General features: G+C 36.7%; 21 protein-coding genes. 10 read left to right on the top strand and 11 right to left on the bottom strand.

Annotation, left to right across the window (positions count from 1 at the left end):
* Positions 1-63 precede the first annotated feature (63 nt).
* Positions 64-477 carry a DUF350 domain-containing protein gene (locus ACQKN2_RS18210; RefSeq protein ID WP_427416189.1) on the top strand — a complete coding sequence of 138 codons (414 nt, stop codon included), beginning with the start codon at positions 64-66 and terminating at the stop codon, positions 475-477.
* 450 nt (positions 478-927) lie between these two features.
* Here ACQKN2_RS18210 and ACQKN2_RS18205 read toward each other — a convergent pair whose 3' ends face one another.
* Positions 928-1,869, bottom strand: coding sequence for a DMT family transporter (locus ACQKN2_RS18205; protein ID WP_427416188.1), 942 nt, complete (start codon positions 1,867-1,869; stop codon positions 928-930).
* 95 nt (positions 1,870-1,964) lie between these two features.
* Here ACQKN2_RS18205 and ACQKN2_RS18200 point away from each other — a divergent pair, with 95 nt between their 5' ends.
* Positions 1,965-2,537 carry a helix-turn-helix domain-containing protein gene (locus ACQKN2_RS18200; RefSeq protein ID WP_427416187.1) on the top strand — a complete coding sequence of 191 codons (573 nt, stop codon included), beginning with the start codon at positions 1,965-1,967 and terminating at the stop codon, positions 2,535-2,537.
* A 253-nt stretch (positions 2,538-2,790) separates the two neighbouring features.
* On the opposite strand, the gene ACQKN2_RS18195 is transcribed toward ACQKN2_RS18200, so the two are convergent.
* From ACQKN2_RS18195 to ACQKN2_RS18170, 6 genes are all read right to left on the bottom strand, one after another.
* The gene (locus ACQKN2_RS18195; protein WP_427416186.1) at positions 2,791-4,452 is read right to left on the bottom strand and encodes a methyl-accepting chemotaxis protein; all 1,662 of its coding nucleotides are present in this window, start codon (positions 4,450-4,452) and stop codon (positions 2,791-2,793) included.
* Positions 4,449-5,438 carry a BMP family lipoprotein gene (locus ACQKN2_RS18190; RefSeq protein ID WP_427416185.1) on the bottom strand — a complete coding sequence of 330 codons (990 nt, stop codon included), beginning with the start codon at positions 5,436-5,438 and terminating at the stop codon, positions 4,449-4,451. The genes ACQKN2_RS18195 and ACQKN2_RS18190 overlap by 4 nt, the downstream gene beginning before the upstream one ends.
* A gap of 323 nt (positions 5,439-5,761) precedes the next feature.
* On the bottom strand, positions 5,762-7,030 hold the full coding sequence (locus ACQKN2_RS18185; RefSeq protein WP_427416184.1) for a PTS ascorbate transporter subunit IIC: 1,269 nt from the start codon (positions 7,028-7,030) through the stop codon (positions 5,762-5,764).
* Between the two features lie 56 nt (positions 7,031-7,086).
* Positions 7,087-7,350, bottom strand: a complete 264-nt coding sequence (locus ACQKN2_RS18180; protein WP_427416183.1) for a PTS sugar transporter subunit IIB — start codon at positions 7,348-7,350, stop codon at positions 7,087-7,089.
* Between the two features lie 5 nt (positions 7,351-7,355).
* On the bottom strand, positions 7,356-7,805 hold the full coding sequence (locus ACQKN2_RS18175; RefSeq protein WP_427416182.1) for a PTS sugar transporter subunit IIA: 450 nt from the start codon (positions 7,803-7,805) through the stop codon (positions 7,356-7,358).
* Between the two features lie 64 nt (positions 7,806-7,869).
* Entirely contained in the window at positions 7,870-8,781 is a 912-nt protein-coding gene (locus ACQKN2_RS18170; protein ID WP_427416181.1) for a LysR family transcriptional regulator, read from the bottom strand.
* 137 nt (positions 8,782-8,918) lie between these two features.
* Between ACQKN2_RS18170 and ACQKN2_RS18165 the strand changes: the two genes are divergently transcribed.
* The 8 genes from ACQKN2_RS18165 (at position 8,919) to ACQKN2_RS18130 (ending at position 17,518) form a co-directional block, all read left to right on the top strand.
* Entirely contained in the window at positions 8,919-9,884 is a 966-nt protein-coding gene (locus ACQKN2_RS18165; RefSeq protein ID WP_427416180.1) for an ABC transporter ATP-binding protein, read from the top strand.
* The gene (locus ACQKN2_RS18160; protein WP_427416179.1) at positions 9,881-10,906 is read left to right on the top strand and encodes an ABC transporter substrate-binding protein; all 1,026 of its coding nucleotides are present in this window, start codon (positions 9,881-9,883) and stop codon (positions 10,904-10,906) included. The genes ACQKN2_RS18165 and ACQKN2_RS18160 overlap by 4 nt, the downstream gene beginning before the upstream one ends.
* A 60-nt stretch (positions 10,907-10,966) precedes the next feature.
* Positions 10,967-12,628: an ABC transporter permease gene (locus ACQKN2_RS18155; RefSeq protein WP_427416178.1), complete on the top strand. Its 1,662-nt coding sequence runs from the start codon at positions 10,967-10,969 to the stop codon at positions 12,626-12,628.
* Positions 12,621-13,715 (top strand): MBL fold metallo-hydrolase, encoded by a 1,095-nt coding sequence (locus tag ACQKN2_RS18150; protein ID WP_427416177.1) that lies wholly within the window; start codon positions 12,621-12,623, stop codon positions 13,713-13,715. Before ACQKN2_RS18155 ends, ACQKN2_RS18150 begins: the two co-directional genes overlap by 8 nt.
* Positions 13,712-14,509 (top strand): hypothetical protein, encoded by a 798-nt coding sequence (locus ACQKN2_RS18145; RefSeq protein ID WP_427416176.1) that lies wholly within the window; start codon positions 13,712-13,714, stop codon positions 14,507-14,509. Before ACQKN2_RS18150 ends, ACQKN2_RS18145 begins: the two co-directional genes overlap by 4 nt.
* Before the next feature lie 230 nt (positions 14,510-14,739).
* Positions 14,740-16,065, top strand: a complete 1,326-nt coding sequence (locus ACQKN2_RS18140; RefSeq protein ID WP_427416217.1) for a M48 family metallopeptidase — start codon at positions 14,740-14,742, stop codon at positions 16,063-16,065.
* Positions 16,066-16,174: 109 nt separating this feature from the next.
* Positions 16,175-16,990 (top strand): YitT family protein, encoded by an 816-nt coding sequence (locus ACQKN2_RS18135; protein WP_427416175.1) that lies wholly within the window; start codon positions 16,175-16,177, stop codon positions 16,988-16,990.
* A 153-nt stretch (positions 16,991-17,143) separates the two neighbouring features.
* A complete protein-coding gene (locus tag ACQKN2_RS18130; protein ID WP_427416174.1) occupies positions 17,144-17,518 on the top strand; it encodes an MmcQ/YjbR family DNA-binding protein in 375 nt (124 codons plus the stop codon).
* A 272-nt stretch (positions 17,519-17,790) separates the two neighbouring features.
* Here the strand turns inward: ACQKN2_RS18130 and ACQKN2_RS18125 are convergent, their stop codons facing one another.
* The 4 genes from ACQKN2_RS18125 to ACQKN2_RS18110 form a co-directional block, all read right to left on the bottom strand.
* Positions 17,791-18,132, bottom strand: coding sequence for a GIY-YIG nuclease family protein (locus tag ACQKN2_RS18125; protein WP_427416173.1), 342 nt, complete (start codon positions 18,130-18,132; stop codon positions 17,791-17,793).
* Between the two features lie 16 nt (positions 18,133-18,148).
* Complete coding sequence (locus ACQKN2_RS18120) at positions 18,149-18,904, bottom strand: DUF2087 domain-containing protein (protein WP_427416172.1); 756 nt, start codon at positions 18,902-18,904, stop codon at positions 18,149-18,151.
* Between the two features lie 123 nt (positions 18,905-19,027).
* Positions 19,028-19,903, bottom strand: coding sequence for an ABC transporter permease (locus ACQKN2_RS18115; protein WP_427416171.1), 876 nt, complete (start codon positions 19,901-19,903; stop codon positions 19,028-19,030).
* Positions 19,903-20,823, bottom strand: coding sequence for an ATP-binding cassette domain-containing protein (locus tag ACQKN2_RS18110; protein ID WP_427416170.1), 921 nt, complete (start codon positions 20,821-20,823; stop codon positions 19,903-19,905). The genes ACQKN2_RS18115 and ACQKN2_RS18110 overlap by 1 nt, the downstream gene beginning before the upstream one ends.
* Between the last annotated feature and the right edge of the window lie 6 nt (positions 20,824-20,829).

The following is a 20,829-nucleotide window of genomic DNA, read 5'->3' as shown; positions in this document are numbered from 1 at the left end:
AAATTGTAAGAATTTAAGAGATTGAATCAAACTAAAGTTATCATAAAAGGAGTGTGTAAAGGAATGGAATTTTTCTCATTAGATAGTTTTTTAAATTTTTTATTATATATAGGAACCGGATTTATTCTCATTTTGATTGGTATTGTTGCATTTGCTTTTACAACAAAATTTTCAGAGTGGAAATTAATTAAAGAAGGCAATATGGCGGTTGCATTAAAGCTATGGGGAAAAGTGATTGGATTAGGCATCACATTATATTCAGTATGGTCTTCAAGTGTTCATATACTGGATGCATTTATTTGGGGGTTAATCGGAATTGCCACACAAATAGTTGTGTATTTGATTATTGAATACGTGTTAACACCAAAAACAAGCTTGGCGAAAAAAGTTGAAGAAGGAAATACTGCAGTAGGCTTCAGCTTATTTGCAGTGGGCATTACGGTAGGGTTAATTATAGCAGGAAGTTTGTCATATTAAAAAAATATATTTGATAAAACTATAATAATACAATAAAGAGAGTATGTTTTTTATTAATGAAAAGACATGCTCTCTTTTTATTTGAATGTTCATATCTGAGGCACATCGCCACTATGCTGTTTTCTTTTGTTTAGATACAGGAACAGAGCGATTTAACTTCTTTCACCAGGTGTCTAAACACCCGCTGAAATAGATGAACTCAGTCTAAGAACGCCACGTCCTGTGGCAACGACTGAGTGACCAACATCGTGTTGGCCTAAAGCCTCCGGCGGATGTCACGGAATCGAAACGGAATTCTTAGAGGATGTTAGCCTAAAATCATCGCATCCATGCGATAACGGCTAACTGACCTGCATCGGTAAAAACGCCACGTCCTGTGGCATTACCGAAATGACCAACATCGTGTCGGCCCTCGTGCAGGCCTAAGCACAAAGCCGATTCCGGACGCAATTATGCCGAGGCATAATTGATAATACTATTGGCTATCATTCCAATCATGATAATAATCATACCGATTAAAGATAATCCAACAGGCCAGGAACCGTTTAATAAAAGGATTTCACCAAGAACAGTAAATATCATTGTTCCTGCTTGTGTTGCTTCCACTGCCCCTAATAAAGAAAGGTTATTTTTCGCTAAGTCAGTAGCGAAGAAAAATGTCATTGTAGCGATAACACCAGAACATAATGCTAATAAGAAACCTTGTATGAATTGCTCAGATGTTGGTATGCCAGTTGTAGTCCAACCATAAATCGCTAATATAATACTGATAGGAAGGCTGCCAATTGCCATACCTAACACACGTTGAAATGTATCTAAGCGCCCAGCAACGACTTCCATCATTTTTCTATTACCGAATGGATATAAGAATGCAGCGATGACTACAGGGAGGAAGCCAGATAAAAATTGAGAAACAGTAATATCCCCAGCTTCTGTTAATTGCATACAAATGACACCTGTTAAAATAAATAAGGAAACGAGTAAGCTTCGCATGGGAATTTTACCGCGCACTCGTTTAACTTCTGACTTCGTCTCCAATGTAATAAAAAATAACGGAGATAATAACAAACCAGCTAAAATGGTTATTTGCCATGTACCTGCTACGAGCCATGCAGGACTAAATACAGCAGCATAGCTTAATAAGGAATAAAATCCAACCCCGGCTATTGTACCGTAACCAAACCATGCCAAAGGATGTTTACGCATTTCTACCCATAGTGGACGAAGGTTTTTGCGAAATAGGACGATAAAGAATAAAATGGGTAAAGCGAATAAAAATCGGAAGGAAGCAGTCCAAGCCCAGCTTGTTCCTGATACGTTCATAACTCGATTTATAATAAATGTAGCTGAAAAAAACGCAGATGATAAAATACCTAGTAGAATAGCACGCATTTCGTTCGCTCCTTTCTGAATATATATATATATATATTATAATATAATTATTTATATAAAAAGTAAACTATGATATACCGAAAGTGGGGTTTCATATGAAAGAACAAGAGGATATGCAAACAAAAGAAGTAATTATGCAAGTCGGTCAACTGTTACGACAAATACGAAATGAACAGAAATTAAGTTTAGAAGAGTTAGCGAAAAAAACGGGTGTTAGTAAATTAACGTTAGGAAAAATTGAGAGAGGAGAAACGAATCCTACATTAGGTGTCATTTGGAAGATTACAAAAGGATTATCTATTCCGTTGTCACGGCTTATGGTTATAGAAGATATAGTAAATGTTGCACGCTGCGGAGAAGGATTTACTATAGAAGAAAATCAAATGTGGCGATTAGAAACTATCTTTCGTTACAAAAAAGAAACAGGATTGGAAATGCATCGTGCTTGTTTGCAACCGAATAGCATATATGAGGCAGAACCTCATCATGAAGGAGCTATCGAATTTGTAACAGTAATGAAAGGGAAAATTTCGATTCAAGTTGGACAAGAAATATATGAATTAAACGAATTTGATTCTATTCAATTTGAAGCAAATAGAAATCATAGCTATGAAAACACAGGAGATGAAGTTGCAGTTCTCCATTTAACAATGAAATATTTATCTTGAAATAAGTCATCATTCTAGTATATCTTCATTCATTTATATATTCGTCGCTGCGATTCTATCCGGGGGGCCAGTTACCACTCTGGAGCTGGAAGCGGTATTGGCAGAGCCAGCAGTGGACAGGGTCAATAATTCTAGTTAACGATGGTTTAATTTTATAATATTTAAAATAGCAAAATCCCGAATATTGAACGTTATTCGGGATTTTGCTTTTCTTATCATGTGTCCTTCATTTTTCCTAAAGCTACATTAATCATTATAACGTGAATTTTTTTAGCTCTACAGACAATGTATTTGTCAAGTCTTGAAGTTCTGATACCTTTTCACTAATTTTCTGGAAGGATTGTAGTTGCTCTTGGGAAGAAGCAGATATTTCTTCTGTTCCCGCTGCGGTTTCTTCCGTAATAGCTGAAATGTTTTCAATGGCGCTGTTCATTTGCTGGCTCATTTCGCTTGTTTGCTCCATGTCTTCGGTAAGATGCTGTAACTGATCATTTATGTCTAACACATGAGTTGCGATCGCTTCAAATGACTTTTCTGTATCGGTCATCGATTGTAATTGTTCTTTTGACAGCTGATGTCCCTGCTCTGCCGTAGAAAGAATGAGCGTAATGCCATCTTGTATATGTGTAACCATAGAAGAGATGAAAGCCGTGGCTTTTTCGGTTTCATGAGATAGTTTTTTGACTTCCTTCGCCACAATTGCGAATCCTTTTCCAGCTTCCCCTGCACGTGCCGCTTCGATGGCAGCATTTAATGCTAAGAGATTTGTTTGATCTGCAATAGCATGGACTGCATTAGCAGCACCTTCAATTTCTGTTGTAAATTGAGAGAATTGAGTAACAGCCTCTTTAATGTTAATCGAAGTGGATGATATATCCTTCGCAATAGAGGATTGCTTTTCTAGTGAACTACGACCATTTTGAACGGCTGTAAGTGCCTGGTTGCCGTTTATTGCTGATTGTTCACTTGTCTGCTGAACAGTAGTAAATTGATCAGCCATCGTATTCATAAGGATAGCAGTTGATTGGATATCTTCTGAAATAGTGAGGCTGCCCTTCGCCAATTCGTCCGTTGATGTAGCAATTTGTTTATTGCCCTCGTTAACGGTTTCAATATAGCTTGTGACATCCTTTGTAAAGAGACCAACATTTTTTCCTACATTATCAATGGATTGTACGGTGCTTTTTAAGTTAACAATCATTTTGGAAAAGTTCTCAGTCAGTTGATCAATTTCATTTCGACTGCTTTTCTTATAGGATAGGGAAGAGGTGTCAATTGTCAAATTCCCTGCAGCCACCGCTTGTGCATAATCTACAATTCGGTTAATTGGATTTGTAATTCTTTTCGTTGCGACGTACGAAAAAATGATAGTAGCAATAATTAAAAGGATACTTCCAATTATTGTTGTTGTAGTAATGAAAGAAATTTTTTGCTTTGCCAAATCATTCGTTTCTTTATACCATTCATTTGTTTCTTTTTTCAGTAGATACATATCGTTCAAAATACCGGCTATTCTTATTGCTTGTTTTTTTATCTCAGGACGATTGTGAGCAAGAAACCCTGTTTCTGAAGCTTTTGCTAACTCGTCGTATTTACCCTCGATTTTTTTGATGATAGCCTTATGATCAGGTACTTTTGCAATCGTTGAGAGTTTTTCTAAATTTACTTTCGTTTCTTTTAAAATGGAAAGGGCTTCATTTTCATTGGCCTCACTAGCTAAATATGTGTAATTATTTAGTGATTGGCTCGCTACAACTAAACTTTGCTCAAGTTCTTTCACTGCCAGTAATAGCTCTGTATCATCTTCTGCAGTTGTTTGTATATCAAATGTTTGAACGATAATAAAGCCAATCATAGCCATTGCGAGGACAATGGGTATAAGTATGTTCATAAATAATTTTTTTCGAAGTGTCACTGACTGTTCCCCTTTTCTGCAGTAACTTTTATTTTACCCGAGACAATATCTTCTTTCGCTTTTTCAATAGCAGTCTGTTGTTCAGGTGTAAGTTTAATAATACGTATATCCGCAAGTCCGACTCCGTTATCAGCTAAACCGAATGAAAACGATTTTTCGGAAATTGTACCGTCCTCAACTAATGTTTTAGCCATTTTAAAAACAGCTTGGTCGACATTTTTTAACATGGATGTTACGACAGTTTTTTCGGCTATGTAAAATTGATCAGTATCCACTCCCGCCGCATATATGCCCATTTCTTCAGCTTTTTTTATAGAGCCAAAGCCTGTGAATCCCGCTGCATGATAAATAAAATCTACACCGTTCTTTATGTAACGTTCTGCGATTGCGGCACCTGCCTCGGTATCATCAAAGTTTCCAGAGTACTCACTGACAATTTCGATTTTAGGATTAAAATATTGTGCTCCTTCGATAAAACCATTTTCGAAATGATGAATAACTGGAATATCTACACCACCAATAAATCCTATTTTTCCAGTTTTACTCGTCATTGCTGCAACCATTCCAAGTAAAAAGCTACCTTCCTGCTCTTTAAAGGTTATTGAAGTAATATTTGCAACATCTGATTGACCATCAATAAGGATAAATTGCTGATCAGGATATTTCTTCGCAGTCTTTTCCAAAGCTTCCTGTACAGAGAAGCCAAGACCGATAATGACGTTATACTTTTCTGCAACAAGTTCCTCTAGCTTCTGTTCGTAATTGCCATCAGGCGCTTCTTTATAATCAAACAAAACACCTAGCTCATCTCGTGCTTTCTCAAGCCCTTTAAAAGCTGAGTCATTAAACGATTCATCACCAAGACCTGCATCTGAGAGTAAGATCCCAATTTTATAGTCATCTTGCGCTTTTTCTGACGGAGTTGTTGAACAGCCTGCTACTATTAACAAAACTATTAAACAAAAGCCAATCATTAATTTTTTCAATATGAGTACCTCCCATTGTATGTATGATTTATTTCTGCAAAAAGTCGTTCTAAGTCAGATGTCAGACGAGGGTTTTTTTATTTTACCATTAAATACTATCAGATTTTTTACTATTTACTAGAGGGAAATGGGTTTAAATCATTCTCGAAATTTTCTAAGCACTGAGTATTTAGTTCGCTTTTTATTGAATTTTCTCTATTTGAATAGTGAAAAAGGTAGGGGGATATTGTGAAATGTTTATATATTTTGCAAAATTAACCCTTTTTTGTCGATTGAAATAGCCTCGCAAACATTTAAAGTGTTTGCGAGGCTATTTGTTTATTTTAAACTGCACCAAATAATTTTAATACATTTATAACAATGATCCCTACAATGCCGAAGTCTGAATCACCAAATGTAGTTCCTTCGTAGCCGATATCTCCCATAAAAATCAGTAGAATCGCGGGGATAAAGCTAATAATTAGACCGTTGGCAAATGACCCTACCATAGAACCGACTCTACCGCCAGTTGCATTACCGAATACTCCTGCAGCCGCACCTGTGAAGAAATGTGGAACAAGACCAGGTACAATCACTTTTAGCCCTATGAGGGGAAGAATAAACATAGACACTAGACCTGCTACAAAGCTAAACAGGAAGCCAATAATAACAGCATTTGGTGCGAACGGGAAAATTGTAGGACAGTCTAATGCAGGCTTTGTGTTTGGCACAAGTTTATCTGCAATCCCTTTAAAGGCAGGAATTATTTCGGCGATCAGCATCCGTACACCAGCTAAAATGATATAGACACCAGCGGCAAAGGTAATAGCTTGAATAATGGCAAAGACGATAAAGTTTGAACCGCCAGATAATTGTGCCTCAATATAGGATTTACCTGCGAATAGGGCAACGATAATAAAAAATAGACTCATAGTTAAGGAAATAGCTACAGATGTATCTCGTAAAAAACCTAGAGATTTTGGGACTTTTATATCTTCCGTTGATTTGGCTTTGTTTCCAAAGAGCTTTCCAATTTTAGCAGATACATAATAGCCAACACTTCCAAAATGACCGACAGCAAAATCATCGCTACCTGTTATTTGGCGAACAGTTGGTTGTAAAATGGCAGGGAATACGACCATACAAATACCAAGTAGAATAGAGCCAACGATGATAAGAGGTGTGCCACTCATGCCGCCGACTGAAAGTGATGCTGCGATTAAACACGCCATAAATAATGTATGATGACCTGTTAAAAATATATATTTTAAAGGCGTAAATCGCGCAAATAAAATGTTCATAATCATACCGAAAACCATGATCATGGCAGTAGCTGTTCCGAAACTAGTTTGAGCGGCTGCTACAATCGCTTCATTGTTCGGGATAACTCCTTGGACATTAAATGCATGGTCAAACATATTACTAAAGTGATTTAAAGAACCAATTAAAACGGTTGCCCCTGCGCCAAGTATAACAAAGCCCATAATTGTTTTTAACGTACCAGAAAGAACGGTTGAAGCTGACTTTTTTTGGATTATTAAACCGACAAAAGCGAATAGGCCGACTAATATAGCTGGTGTTCCTAAAATGTCATTCATAATAACATCTAACATATTAACACCTCATCCTATCCAATTTTTAACTCGTCTTTTTAAAAAAATTCAATCCCTCATAATAGCGGTTTCAGCTTTAATTTTATTTCAGAAATACTCATCATATTAACAATACTAACTATGTGACCTCTCTCTTCTGGTAATTGATTTACAATATCTTCTGCACCAATATAAATATCCGCTTTCTCTGCCTTGGCAGATGCTAAATCTGTATGAGTTACTTCTGCAACTTTTCCAAGTTCGGTTAATGCTTTTTTTACATTCAGCTCCATGATAAAGCTACTGCCTAAGCCATTCCCGCACACTACTAAAATTTTCATGAAGATTACTCCTTTGCCACAATTTGTTGAATTTCCTTGATAATATCGTCTTTATGCTGGCAGGCAATGATGCTATCGATTTGATTTGGTTCTTGCAAAATCTTTGTTAAGTCAACTAATGCCTGCAGATGTGACGCATTATCGGTCGCCGCTAAGACAATAATTAAGAAAACAGGTTTTTTTGGTCCAAACAAAACAGGTTTTTGTAAGGTTAATAGGCTCATGGCTAGCGCGTTAACTCCTTCTGTGTGCCGTGCATGTGGAATCGCTACTTTTGGTGTAATGACTACATAAGGTCCGTGTTTTTCAATGGAATGAATCATTTCCTCAATATAGCGTTCTTCGATTTTATTGTGCTTTAATAGTGGACTAGCAGCTAAATGAATAGCCTCTTGCCAAGTATTTACAAAATCTGCGAGTTGTATAGTATCTTTTGTCAGTAACTCAGTTAGCAAGTACAACCCTCCCTTCGTAGGGATAAACAATCCCCATTCCATGTTATTATTGCTGACTATGGAATTATGTCATATGAGGATACATTTTTAATTGTTTTGCTAAATCGTAAATTGAAGTTTTCACAAATGTATCCATTTTGCTATCTAGACGAGATTTAGGATAAATAAGTTGAATCTTTCTATTAAGTGTCACATCGTGTAAGTCCTTTTTGATCAAAAGTCCTGATTTTAACTCGTCTTCGATTAGGGCAACCGACAAAAACGCAATTGTTTTTCCGAAAGTAAGCATTTTCTTAATAGTGCTGACAGAATCTAGCTCGATCGTATAAATGGATGGGTGAAATGGGTCCATCCATTTTTCTATAAAATGATTCGTTGAACTAGAGGAAGTGTGCAATAATACTTTGTTTTTTAGGACATCTGCTTTTGAGATGTCCTTTTTTGATGCAAGCTCATGGGTAGGACTTAATGCCAAAACAAGGGAATCTTCACCAATTGTTTCATAAATAAGAGACGAATTTTCTTGTTTTGTTTCCATAATTAGCCCGAAATCTAATTCTTGAAGAGCTACCTTTTCTTCAATTTCGGGTGCTGTTTTTACTTCTAGCGATATTCGAACGTCTGGGTAAGCTGTTGAAACGAGATGAATAATATCTGGCATAAAAATATGTGCAGGTAGTCCACTTGCTCCAAGACGAATGGAACCGATATTACCCGCCAAAAGATTTTCGACAAAACGGTTCATGTCTTTTTGAAGTTGTACAATTTGGCGAGCGTAATGATAGAGTCCTTCTCCAGCTTCTGTTAAACGGTATCCACCTGCATTTGTCCGAAATAAACGGATGCTATACTCCTCTTCAATTGAGCGAATATGAAAGGATACTGTCGGTGCTGTAAGACCAAGCTCTTTAGCAACAGGAGCTAATTTCTTAAATTCCACAAGTAGGCAAAATGCCTGTAACTTCACATTATTCATTTTATCCCCCTAAAGTAAATTAGAAAAAATCTTGTATTTGCTTTAGTTTATTAGATTTTTTTTAACGAGTTATTAATAGTAGATTAATATTTTCTAAATATCTGGAATTTATAGTTGTAATTAACAAGGAGGATATTATGAAAATCTCATTAACGAATATCGAGAAAAAATATGGACATATTCAAGCGCTTTGGCCCATTAATGTGAAGTTGGACAGCAAATTTATCACCATCTTAGGACAATCAGGCTGTGGGAAGACAACGTTATTAAAAATATTAGCAGGTCTTGAACAACCGACAAATGGAGAAATCCGTTTTGATGACAAAGTTATTTATTCGTCCAAACTTCGTAAAAATGTAAAACCAAACAAGCGAAATATGGCAATGGTTTTTCAAGATTTTGCATTATGGCCTCATATGACTATTTCCCAAAACATTGCTTTTGGTCTGAAGGGAATTATTCCAAAGCCAGACATTCCGGCTCAGGTGGAGCATGTTATGCAATTGGTGAAAATGGAGGGATTTGAAAAACGAAAGCCTGGAGAGTTATCAGGAGGACAGCAGCAAAGGGTAGCGCTTGCAAGGGCACTTGCGACAAATCCACACCTTATTTTGTTTGATGAACCATTATCTGCGCTCGATGCAGTACTAAGAGAAAAAATGCAAGATGAAATCATGCATATTATTCATGAGCTAGATTGTCAGGCGATTTTTGTCACACATGATCAAACAGAGGCAATGGCAATGTCAGATCAAATTATCGTGATGGAGGCAGGAAGAATTGCACAAGTAGGAACACCTGAAGAAATTTATCACGCCCCAGCGACACCATATGTAGCCAATTTTATCGGCAAAGTGAACTGGTTTGATAAAGGGAACTATATTGTGCGACCTGAAGGTGTTTCCAGACTACCACGCTCAGGTACGATTGCAAAACAAGCGATGATTGTAAAAAGTACCTTTGTTGGTGATCGTTATTTAGTGCAGGCAAAGGTAGAAGGTAAGCAATGGAGCTTTTACGAAGCAGAACCTATAGAACATGGCAAACAGCTTGAAGTTTTTATTGATGAAAAACAAATATATCAATTGGAGGGTTACCATTGAAAAAACGAGGATTAAAACTATTTGCTACAGCTGGAGTTCTTTTAACATTAGCATTAGCGGGATGTGGAAATAAAGACGTAGAGAAGAATGATAAAGCAAGTGCAAAGTCAAATGAAGAACAAACGTTAACAGTATATTCTGCTGGTCCAGATGGTTTAGCAGCGAATATTCAACAAGCATTTGAAGAGAAAACAGGAATAAAAGTAGAGATGTTCCAAGGGACAACAGGCAAAATATTATCGCGTTTAGAAGCTGAAAAAAATAATCCTGTAGCAGACATTGTCGTACTAGCCTCTGTCGCTTCAATGGATGGCTTAAAGGGAACAGATCAGCTTCAAAGCTATAAAGACGCTGAAAATGCAATGAACATCAATAGCGATTGGTCAGATGCAGAAGGTTATTACTATGGTTACAGTGCCTCAGCATTAGGAATTGCTTATAATACCAAAAATACGCAACAGATTCCGGCAGAATGGACAGATTTAGCAAAAGCTGAATGGCAAAATAAAATCAATATACCAGACCCTAGTTTGTCAGGTTCTGCTGTAGACTTCCTATTCGGATATACAGAAGCTGAAAAAAACGCTTGGACTACGATGGAGAAGTGGAAGGAAAATGGTTTACAGGTGAATGGTGCTAATAAGGAAGCGTTAGATGCTGTTATTACAGGTGACAAAAATGCCACAATTTCAGGGGTAGATTACATGGCCTATAAAGCAAAAGCTGATGGTGAGCCAGTAGAAATTATTTATCCAAAAAGTGGGACAGTTGTTAGTCCACGAGCTGTTGGTATTTTGAAGGATGCAAAAAATATAGAGAGTGCGAAAGCGTACGTTGATTTTTTACTGTCAGATGAAGGGCAAAAGCTTGTAGCAAATGCCTACTTACTACCAGGCAACAAAAGTATACCTGTTAAGGATCGTGCAGCCTTAGATGATATTCCTCAGCTAAACGTGAATTGGAAAGGTGCGGAAACGAAGCAGCTTGAAGTATTAACTAAATTCAATGATATTTTTCGTTAAGTAGTTGTGGGAGGTTTTTTAGCCTCCTTCAAGTTTTTCTAGGGAAGGATTGAATCATTAATGATTATGGAAGGCAGACGAACTTTTGGATTTTTACTGACACTTGTCGTCACGTTTGCTATCGCACCGTTAATTGCCATTGTGTTTTATACGTTTATAAAAGATGGGCAATTAGATGTTTCACAGATTAGCAGAATGTTTGCTAATGAAAGAATGTGGCACACACTTGGCAACTCTGTTTTATTAGGGGGATTAGTTATAATTGGAACGACAATAATTGCGTTCCCAATGGCGTTAATAAGAACAAAAACAAGTTTATATAAATACGATTGGCTAGATATTATTTTAACGATTCCGTTTATGACACCTCCGTATATTGGCTCAATGGGATGGATATTGTTTATGCAAAATAATGGCTTTCTCCAACAGCTATTTCCAAGTGCTGCTTGGATGACGGAAGCGTTCTTTTCCTTATTTGGAATGGTTATGATTATGAGCCTGCATCTTTTTCCTTTCTTATATTTAATGTTGAAAAATACGCTATTAAGAATTAATGGCTCCTTTTTAGACGCTGCACTAATTTTTGGACGAAGCTCTTGGAGAAATTGGACGAAAATAACTTTACCTTTAGTAGTTTCTAGCTATGTACTTGGAAGCTTGCTAATTTTCATCAAAACACTAGCTGAATTTGGAACACCTGCAACGTTTGGTAGTCGAATTGGTTTTCAAGTATTTACGACGGAAATTCACTCTTACCTATCTAGATGGCCGGTAGATATTAGTATGGCTACATCACTTTCGCTATTTTTACTGTCGGCTTGTCTCGTTATCTGGTATTTTCAAAATCTTATTGGACGCAAATATACATATAGCGTGCTTTCTGGAAAAACACCAGCTATTCGTGAGATCAGAGATAAGTGGTATGTCAAGTTCAGTTCATGGCTTTTTGTGGGGAGTATCGTTTTGCTATCAATCGGTATTCCTTACTTCTCGATTATCGTTACATCTTTGCAGAAAGTAAGGGGAGATGGTTTGCAAGCAGGGAATTTTAGCTTTGATTCCTATCAGGAAGTGTTTACAAGTGGAAGTGCTGGATTGTCAGCATTTTTAAATAGTGTTGTTTTCTCCGTAATCACAGCGGTCGTTACAGCAATTGTTGGTTTGTTCATAGCCCTATACATTAAAAAAGGAGAAACGAAAAAGCAACAAGTATTAGATTTCTTTAGTTTAATGCCTACTATTATTCCTGGAATTGTCTTTGTAGTGGGGTTAATCATGTTTTGGAATGCACCATGGCTACCGGCGACCATCTATAACACAAAGGCAATGGTTGTAGTCACGTATTGTGTACTTTTTTTACCGTATTCCGTGCAATATATAAAGTCCACCTTATCACAATTAGATTCTTCGATACTCCAATCAGCAGCTATTTTTGGGCGAAGTAGCTGGGCAGTTTACCGACATATCATCATTCCATTATTAATGCAGGGAATTCTTGCCGGCATGATGATGACGTTTATTATTTCAATGCGTGAGCTAGTCGCTGGATTACTCATTTTGCCTCCTTCAATAGAGACGGGTGCAACATTTATTTACAGTCAATTTGAACAAGGAAATGTTGGTGTAGGAATGGCTGTAGCGGTGATTACAGTCGTAATGACCGTTATCTTCATGTTTCTATTAGATTGGCTGCAAAAACGGGGAGGACATGCGGATGCTTAATGTAGAGATTTTAGGTGGGGTCGGTGAGTATGGCCGTAACTGTTTTTTTATTGAAAATAATGGACATGCTATTTTACTCGATTGCGGAGTGATGAACAATCGACAGAAGACGCCTCCTAATTTAACACAAGCTCATGTGGCAAAGCTTGATGCAGTGTTTATCTCCCATTCACATACAGATCATGTAGGTGCTATTTCTTTACTTGAGCGATTGGGATACATAGGGCCGATCATTATGAGTAATATGACTGCGCAACAATTAAAGCAGTCTTACCAGCATACAAGAACCTTTCAACCAGAATCTATCGGAAAGTGGATAAGGATTAATCATTGTCTTACCTTTCAATGGGGCTACAGTGGTCATCTAATCGGAAGTGTTTGGTATGAAATTCGTTTTTTTGAGGAGGTGATATTTTACTCTGGCGATTATGTGGTGGACTCCTATTTGTTGAAAGCAACACTGCCGGTAGAGGTCGGGACTGTTTATGATGTAGCCATTATAGATAGCGGCCATGTTGAGAAGCGTATCAATAATTTAGAAGTATTGCAGCAAATGACGGAATATATTAATGCAAATCCAGACTGTCCGATCATTTTCCCATCTTCTTTCTCGGGAAAAACAGCAGATATTGCTACTTATCTTTTTCAGCATACGTCAAGATTGATACGTGTAGATCATGATTTGTTGTCCTTATTTGATAATTATTATGAGGCACCTGGAAATTTATTGTCTACCAATACAATATTGCAACCGTTTAAACTAGAATGTTTGACAAAGATAACAGAAAGTGAAAACACCATTTATTTTGTGCCTGAGCGTAATGAAACGAAATTAGTGGAGCTACTTCATAAAAAACCAACAGCTATAGTGATCTTTACGGGATATTGGAATAAAGACAAATATAGAATTCAATTTTCCGAAAATCAACATAAGGAATTTTTTTATAAAACGCATCCAGATTATCATGACATCATCTCGCTTTCTAAGAAAATGCATGCACATAAGACAATCTATTTTCACAGTTCATTAACGAATATAGAAACGACTTTCTTGCAATTACTAAAAAATGAGGAGGAAATCATATGAAGAAATGGACGGTAAATTTTTCTTTAATTGTCATTGTATTTGTTAGCATCATTGGATTTGGTTCCACACAAGCGAAAGCAGCCATCGAGCCAGGAAATGAAGTCAAATTCAATATTAAATCTGAGCTTTTCACTGAATCGGATATTTTAAATGTTTTCCAAGCCACAAAAAAAGATGAAGTAAAGATTTATTTCTTTGATACTGCGAATAGAGCTTTTCTAAAAGAGGATTATATCCACCGTTTACGTATCTATAAAGGAAGCAATAAAATGGATATCACCTATAAAAAGAGATTTTCAAATACACCTCTGGATGAAGCAATAGCTATTACAGAAAGTCATGGCTTTACTGGAGCGGAGTCTAACTATAAATTTGAAATGGATATTAAAGATGACAATCGTACGTTCACCATAAGTCGTAAAGAGTCATTAAAGACTACATCTAAAGTTTCCTATGATGAAGTGGATACAAATGCTGCCAAAAAATTAATTTTAGAAAATGTTCCGAAGAAAATATTAAATTGGGATTCAGAAGCATGGTATCAAAACACATTATCCCAAGCTGTAGTCTATGGTCCTGCAAATGCTACAACATATAAAGGAAGCTTTGTGGGCTATGCGGCGGATATTGAGGTTTGGCAATATCAAGGGGAGACTATGGTGGAGCTATCAACGAAAGAGGATGATGCATTAAAGGCCGCTGAAATAGAAAAAGAATGGCGTGATCGATTAGAATCTGCAGGTTATTTAAGTGAGGATCAACGTGGTAAAACAGCATTTGTAATGGATAAGTAATAAAAAATATTCTTTAAAATTCGCGATATTTCTGTGAATGGCGAACAAGCTTTGGTGCTTTAGCATCTACATGGCTTGTTACTCGTTTGGAGAAGTAGGGCGAATTTTTCTTTTTGGTGTGAAGTAGAATAGAAGGTAAATAAAAACAAAGAAAAATTTGTTCTAACTTTTTCAATTTAGCTTACACTTACTATAGGACGAACTTAGTGTTGAACAAGGGAGGAAATGACATAGCGAAAAAAATGGGAATTGTCGCGCTACTTATATTCGGTGTTTATGTGCTGTGTATGTATTGGTATATATTCCACAGCGGTGGTGGTACAATACCACGAGCGATGCAGGGGACAGCTGCAGATCCAGTGATGTTTATGTCTGAAAAAGAACTTTACTTAAGTGGTGAATATTCGAAAATACGGAACTTCCTATTCTTTGTTGCTACACCTTTAGAGTGGTTAATCTATTTCATAATTTTAATGATGGGCGTATCGCGTTATTTCGAAAAAGTTGCGACATCACAAACAAAATGGAAGCTGTTACAAAATGCAAGTTACTTATTCTTATTATCACTTTTACTATATGTTGTACTATTTCCACTCAATTATTATCGTTACAATTTAAGCAAAACCTATGGAATTAGTACACAAGGATTTTCGTCATGGATGCGGGATGGCATAATTGATTTTTGGGTCAACTTTGGCATGACTTTTATTATCGTGTCTGTCCTTTATTGGCTCATCAAAAAAAGTGCCAAAAGATGGTGGCTCTATGCATGGTTTCTAACGATTCCATTTACAATATTTGTGATGTTTATTCAACCCGTAGTTATTGATCCTTTATATAATGATTTTTATCCGCTCAAAAATAAGGAGCTAGAGGCGAAAATCTTGTCTATTGCTACACAGGCAAATATACCAGCAGAACATGTATATGAAGTCAATATGGCAGAAAAAACAAATGCCTTAAATGCCTATGTAACGGGTATCGGCAGTAATTCGAGAATTGTGCTATGGGATACAACGTTAAATCGTTTAACAGATAATGAAATATTATTTATTATGGCACATGAAATGGGACACTACGTAGAGAAGCATATTTACTTTGGTATTGCAGGGTATCTATTGTTGACCTTGGTCGGATTATGGCTATCAGCGAAATTTTTGAGGTGGTTGATTGGACGATACGGACATGTATTAAAAATTAAAAGAATCGGTGATATAGGCTCTTATCCATTGTTTTTAATCATAACGTCCGTTTTACTATTTGCTTCAAGCCCATTATCAAATTATGTTTCACGGTATCAGGAAACGAGAGCCGATCAATATGCGATTTCATTAACGGGTGATCGAGAGTCTGCAGTTACTGCATTCCAGAAACTAACGATATCTGGTTTAAGTGAAGTAAATCCACAGTTACTCGTAAAGTGGTTCCGTTATACACATCCCCCAATGCTTGAACGTATTTATAAGGTAGCGGAGAAAGCTGATGAGAATAAAGAGGAGCCGTTAAAAGAAGTGCCGATTAAAGAGGAGCAGAAAAAAGAATATCAGAAGAAATAAATACCGTTGTTAAAACAACAAGAGTGTAATACTCCAGGTTTTTTGAACGAATAAGTTGGGTATTCTAAGAGAAAGATCAAAACTGTTCGTTAATGATAGGGGAATTGTTATGCGTAATATTGTCGTTATTACACTTTCATCGATAGTAGTCGCCTTTGCCTACAATTTTTTGTTAATTCCACATGAGATTTTAAGTGGGGGATTAAGCGGGATTGCTATCATGCTTGGTATTATTACACCCTTGAATACAGGGGTTTTAAATTTACTATTGAATTTGCCTTTGCTTATTTTAGGGGTCTTGAAGCTAGGGAAGCGGTTTATTGGATATACTATTCTTTCTGTAGTCGTCTTGTCGGTAAGCTTGTATATTATTCCGATTTATAAAGCTACACAAGACCCAATTCTTGCCTCATTATTTGGTGGCGTTATTGTGGGTGTAGGGACGGGCATGATTTTCCGTGCGGCAGGTTCCTCTGGAGGTTTTGATATTATAGCGATGCTGCTAAGTCGTAAACGAGATTTTCCACTTGGTACATTAATCTCTGTATTGAATGGTATCGTTGTAGCTGTCTCCGGGTTCGTTTTTAGCTGGGATGCAGCATTGCTGACGCTCGTATCAATTTATGCTACAGGGAAAGTTGTCGACACCATTCATACAAGTCATATTAAATTGACACTAATGATTATTACGGGCAAGGGCGAGGAAGTAAAACAGCAGCTACTGGAAAAGCTTCATCGAGGTGTAACTATTATGGATGCGAAGGGTGCTTATTCAGGCGAAGGGCGAAAAGTTTTAATTACCGTCATTACGCGCTATCAGCTTGCTGAAGTAAAAGGTATGATCAAGGAAGCAGACGCCAAAGCCTTCGTCAATATATTACAAACTACCGAGGTCATCGGCATGTTTGATAGAGGCGTAAAGTAAAGGGTGTCCTTGATTACACGTTAAAACTGATTGTCTTGCTAGAAATAGACATCCATTAAAAATAAACAATTATTCCTTCTACACACGTTATTGATTATAATTATTGTAATCGAACGTGTGTTTTTTATATTTTAAAGGGGAAGGGGTTAAATAATGAACAAAGAAACAGTTCACGCATATTGCCTAAAGCTTCGTGGAACAACCTATGATTACAAAGAAGAATGGCATGCTGATCGCTATCATATTGGGGGTAAAATGTATGGGATGATGGGCGGCGATGCTGCTGGAAGACCAGTACTTACTTTGAAATGTGAACCTAATCGAGCTGAAGAGTTGAGAGAAGCCTATGAAGGTATAATTCCAGGTTACTATATGAATAAAACACATTGGAATTCAATCTATATGGATGTAGATGATGTACCTATGGATTTAGTTGAAAAATTAATTAAACATTCTTATGAGATAGTTTTCGGAAAGTTAACAAAAAAAGCTCAGCAGGAAATTCTTTTAATGGAAGAAATGAAGTAATGATTATTTCCGTGTGGCACAAAAAAGTAGGATGAAACACCATTGCGTCAAAGTAAAGCCCCACGAGTAGAATTGGCGAAGAAATACTCCGGTACAAGAGAAAAGTGCTCAGGTCAGCCAAGGAACTGATCGGGTGCAAAAGAAAAGTGCTCGAGTCCAACTGATATTTGCTCGACCGGCAACACAATATATGAAATTAAAAAAGAATCTGCAAATTTCTCCAGCTAAATAGCGGAGAAAACAGATTCTTTTTTGTAGCTCCTATGCTATATCTAGTTATACCCACGTTCACCAAATGGCTGAAGCTTGTCGAGCCATTTTTGTTCTAGTTTTTCTAGCTCTTTTTTGGGATCGAAATAACCCTCTTCTTTTTTCTTTAAATATTCCGCAACTTCAATATCAAAAGCGTCTTTGCCGAGTGCGTTGTAATCGGCTTGTAGCTCTTTATTAGTATGCGTATTTGTTTTTAACATAAACTGAAAGCCGTTTAAGCGTTTTAAATTATTGAAGCTGCCTACAAACACTTTACCATTTTGTTTATTGGTCATTGTGAAAACACCAGCTTCGATTTTTATTTCTTTGTACATTTCCTTTAATTCTTTTTTATGGTCCATCGGAAATCCTTCTTTCTTATTTTTTTATCCAGTAAGCACTGCCATCCTCTTTTCGATCCATGAAGCCGTATTCGATTAAATAGCGACGTATTTGCACATAGTCCTCATATATCGGTTGGATTATTTCGTTTAATTCTTTTTCTGAATACTGTTTTGTTTCATCGAAAAGTTTTGTGATTGCACGGAGTATCACAATTTTATGTTTTTCACGTTTTGGGAAGCGGACAAGCTCTTTGCCTATACCGTTTGGAAAGTACTTTTCAAGTAATTGCTGTTCTTCAGAAATCGTAATATTATAGCGATCGTCGACCATCGTAGCCGTTTTATGAATAGGTACAAAACTATCTTCCTTTTCATTTTGTTCTTTTAATAGCTCCATCATTGCAAGAAACGTTTTCGCTTGACGTTCCTTTTCTTTAAGAGTAAAGCGATGGTGGCGTATCGTTGTTGCACTACCAATTTCCAACTCTTCTTTAATTTCTTGATCGGTTTTTCCCTCATAAAATAAGCGTAAAATATGACTTTGATGATCAGTTAGTCCTGTCATTTTTTTATGAAGGCCATTTAAATAATGAAATACTGATTGATGTGCTGCAGTAATATGATGTTGCATAAATTTCTCTGCCTCGTAGAGAACATCTTCATGAGGATAAATAATACCCTTTTCAATTTTCTCCCCGCAAAGCAAACAAGTGAAGTGTGTTGCTTCATCATTGTAGCCCTTTTTTATGTCATGGATTGAAGCTTGCCAAAACAATTCATTTACATCCATTGAAAATCCTCCTAAAAAACAAACGATTAATAATTTTGTTTGCTTATTTATTATTAAAATAACAAATTGTTTGAATAAAATCAATAAAAAACACATCATTTTATAAACGATGTGCGAAAATGTTTATTTGTTTTTCTTTTTAAAAATAATGATTGATAAGATCGCTAGCACAATAATTGTGACAAAAATAATGATAAAGCTAGTTGAGGTACTCAGTATATTTCCATGAAGGTCATAGACAATCCCATACATTATTTTATAATCTTCCACCTGTGAAACAGGCGCACCTTCGAAAACCTTGGAAATTGAGCTCTCCATAAAGGCATTGCGTAATAGTAAAGTTGTATGGCTGATAGGGAAATACATAATAACATTTTGAGCAAAGCTTGGAAGTGCTCCAACAGGTACATAAACACCACATAAGAAACCGAGTGCTGTACCGACGATTGTACTGAGAGTTGAAAATGAATGTTGGGTGTTAGCAAGTAACACAAGGAACAGGTTAAAAACACTGGCAAGTAACACAGATAAAAATAGTAAACCTACTACTTTCATGAAATCCCCAAAGCTTAGTAGCTGACCGCCAGTTGATGCGATAAAAATTTCACAGCCAATAAGGGCGATAAAGGAAAAGATACAGCCAATGATAAAGGCATTTAATACATAGCTAAATTGGATGGTTGTTCGCGAGATGGGTGCTGTTAGAAAATCAGCTTGCGCTTTTGATTCAAGGTCCCTAACAGCAATGCTATACGCAGCAAGTGTAGAAGAAACAGCAATCATAGATAGTAAACCAGCGACAATCCATTCATTGACCATCGTTACCAAAGCTGGAGTAGCCTTTGTCACTTCTTCAATTGCACTTACTTGTGATTTTTGAAGAAATACTGCGTAAAGCACAATGACAATAATGACAGAAAGAAGCGAGTAGAAGACTTGTGTTTTATCACGTCTGAAAACCTTATTATTTCGTATTACTAAGCTAAATAATGCTTCCATTAAGCTGCGCCTCCCTCGGCCATAATATGAAGAAAGACATCATCCATCGTACCTTTGATGACTTCAAACGAAGCAATAAGCGGCTCCGCTTTTTTTAATAGCGTTAAAGCATGTAGTGTCGAGTCGACTCGGATGGAGAAAATACCTAGATTTTCTGTATAGGAGATGGCATTTTCCTCGAGCCACTGTATCCCTTCAGAACTATTATGAAAAACAAGTGCCATTGAATCATAGGCGTATTTTGTTTTAAGTTCATCAGGTGTCCCTTCAGCAACAATTTCTCCTTCTTTTAAGACGATGACTTGATGAGCGACAGCCGCTTCTTCCATATAATGTGTTGTTAAAAAAACAGTCATGTTTGTTTCGAGCTGAAGCTGCTTAATGGCTTGCCAAACGAATTGACGCGTTTGTGGATCAAGCCCAGTTGTTGGTTCATCTAAAAACAATATTTTTGGTCGATGGATAAGGGCTCGAGCGATATCAGCGCGCCTTTTTTGACCACCTGATAAAGTTCCGTATTTGCGCTTTTCTATATCTTCTAAATGCAAATATGTTGAAACGAATTGATAATTATCGGTTAATTGTTTTTTCGATAAGCCATATGTTTTACCACGATGAAGTATATTTTCCTGCACCGTTAATCGTTCATCTAGTAAACTTTGCTGAAATACGACACCAATTGATTTTCGAATTTCCGCATTGTCATTGCTTGCATCAAGTGTGTAACCATTAATGTTTACAGTACCGTTTGATTTTTTTAATAATGTACAAAGTATTTCAATGGTCGTTGATTTTCCGGCACCATTTGCACCTAAAAAGGCGAAGAGGGAACCTTGCTCAACCGTAAATGAAATACCTTTTACTGCCTGATGATCCCCATATTGTTTACATAGATTTTCAACTTGTATAGCAAAGGTCATATTGTT

The sequence above is a fragment of the Lysinibacillus sp. NPDC093688 genome (genome assembly GCF_050280145.1).
In the GTDB taxonomy this organism is placed as follows: Bacteria; Bacillota; Bacilli; order Bacillales_A; family Planococcaceae; genus Lysinibacillus; species Lysinibacillus xylanilyticus_B.
Note: the sequence above shows the minus strand (reverse complement) of the source record. Positions and strands in the feature narration are given on the sequence as shown.

What these genes read in the sequence shown, in the direction of transcription:
- ACQKN2_RS18210 (WP_427416189.1), top strand. Translation starts at nt 64, where the DNA reads ATGGAATTTTTCTCATTAGATAGTTTTTTAAATTTTTTATTATATATA.
- ACQKN2_RS18205 (WP_427416188.1), bottom strand. Translation starts at nt 1,869, where the DNA reads ATGCGTGCTATTCTACTAGGTATTTTATCATCTGCGTTTTTTTCAGCT.
- ACQKN2_RS18200 (WP_427416187.1), top strand. Translation starts at nt 1,965, where the DNA reads ATGAAAGAACAAGAGGATATGCAAACAAAAGAAGTAATTATGCAAGTC.
- ACQKN2_RS18185 (WP_427416184.1), bottom strand. Translation starts at nt 7,030, where the DNA reads ATGTTAGATGTTATTATGAATGACATTTTAGGAACACCAGCTATATTA.
- ACQKN2_RS18180 (WP_427416183.1), bottom strand. Translation starts at nt 7,350, where the DNA reads ATGAAAATTTTAGTAGTGTGCGGGAATGGCTTAGGCAGTAGCTTTATC.
- ACQKN2_RS18170 (WP_427416181.1), bottom strand. Translation starts at nt 8,781, where the DNA reads ATGAATAATGTGAAGTTACAGGCATTTTGCCTACTTGTGGAATTTAAG.
- ACQKN2_RS18165 (WP_427416180.1), top strand. Translation starts at nt 8,919, where the DNA reads ATGAAAATCTCATTAACGAATATCGAGAAAAAATATGGACATATTCAA.
- ACQKN2_RS18155 (WP_427416178.1), top strand. Translation starts at nt 10,967, where the DNA reads ATGATTATGGAAGGCAGACGAACTTTTGGATTTTTACTGACACTTGTC.
- ACQKN2_RS18150 (WP_427416177.1), top strand. Translation starts at nt 12,621, where the DNA reads ATGCTTAATGTAGAGATTTTAGGTGGGGTCGGTGAGTATGGCCGTAAC.
- ACQKN2_RS18145 (WP_427416176.1), top strand. Translation starts at nt 13,712, where the DNA reads ATGAAGAAATGGACGGTAAATTTTTCTTTAATTGTCATTGTATTTGTT.
- ACQKN2_RS18135 (WP_427416175.1), top strand. Translation starts at nt 16,175, where the DNA reads ATGCGTAATATTGTCGTTATTACACTTTCATCGATAGTAGTCGCCTTT.
- ACQKN2_RS18130 (WP_427416174.1), top strand. Translation starts at nt 17,144, where the DNA reads ATGAACAAAGAAACAGTTCACGCATATTGCCTAAAGCTTCGTGGAACA.
- ACQKN2_RS18125 (WP_427416173.1), bottom strand. Translation starts at nt 18,132, where the DNA reads ATGGACCATAAAAAAGAATTAAAGGAAATGTACAAAGAAATAAAAATC.
- ACQKN2_RS18120 (WP_427416172.1), bottom strand. Translation starts at nt 18,904, where the DNA reads ATGGATGTAAATGAATTGTTTTGGCAAGCTTCAATCCATGACATAAAA.
- ACQKN2_RS18115 (WP_427416171.1), bottom strand. Translation starts at nt 19,903, where the DNA reads ATGGAAGCATTATTTAGCTTAGTAATACGAAATAATAAGGTTTTCAGA.
- ACQKN2_RS18110 (WP_427416170.1), bottom strand. Translation starts at nt 20,823, where the DNA reads ATGACCTTTGCTATACAAGTTGAAAATCTATGTAAACAATATGGGGAT.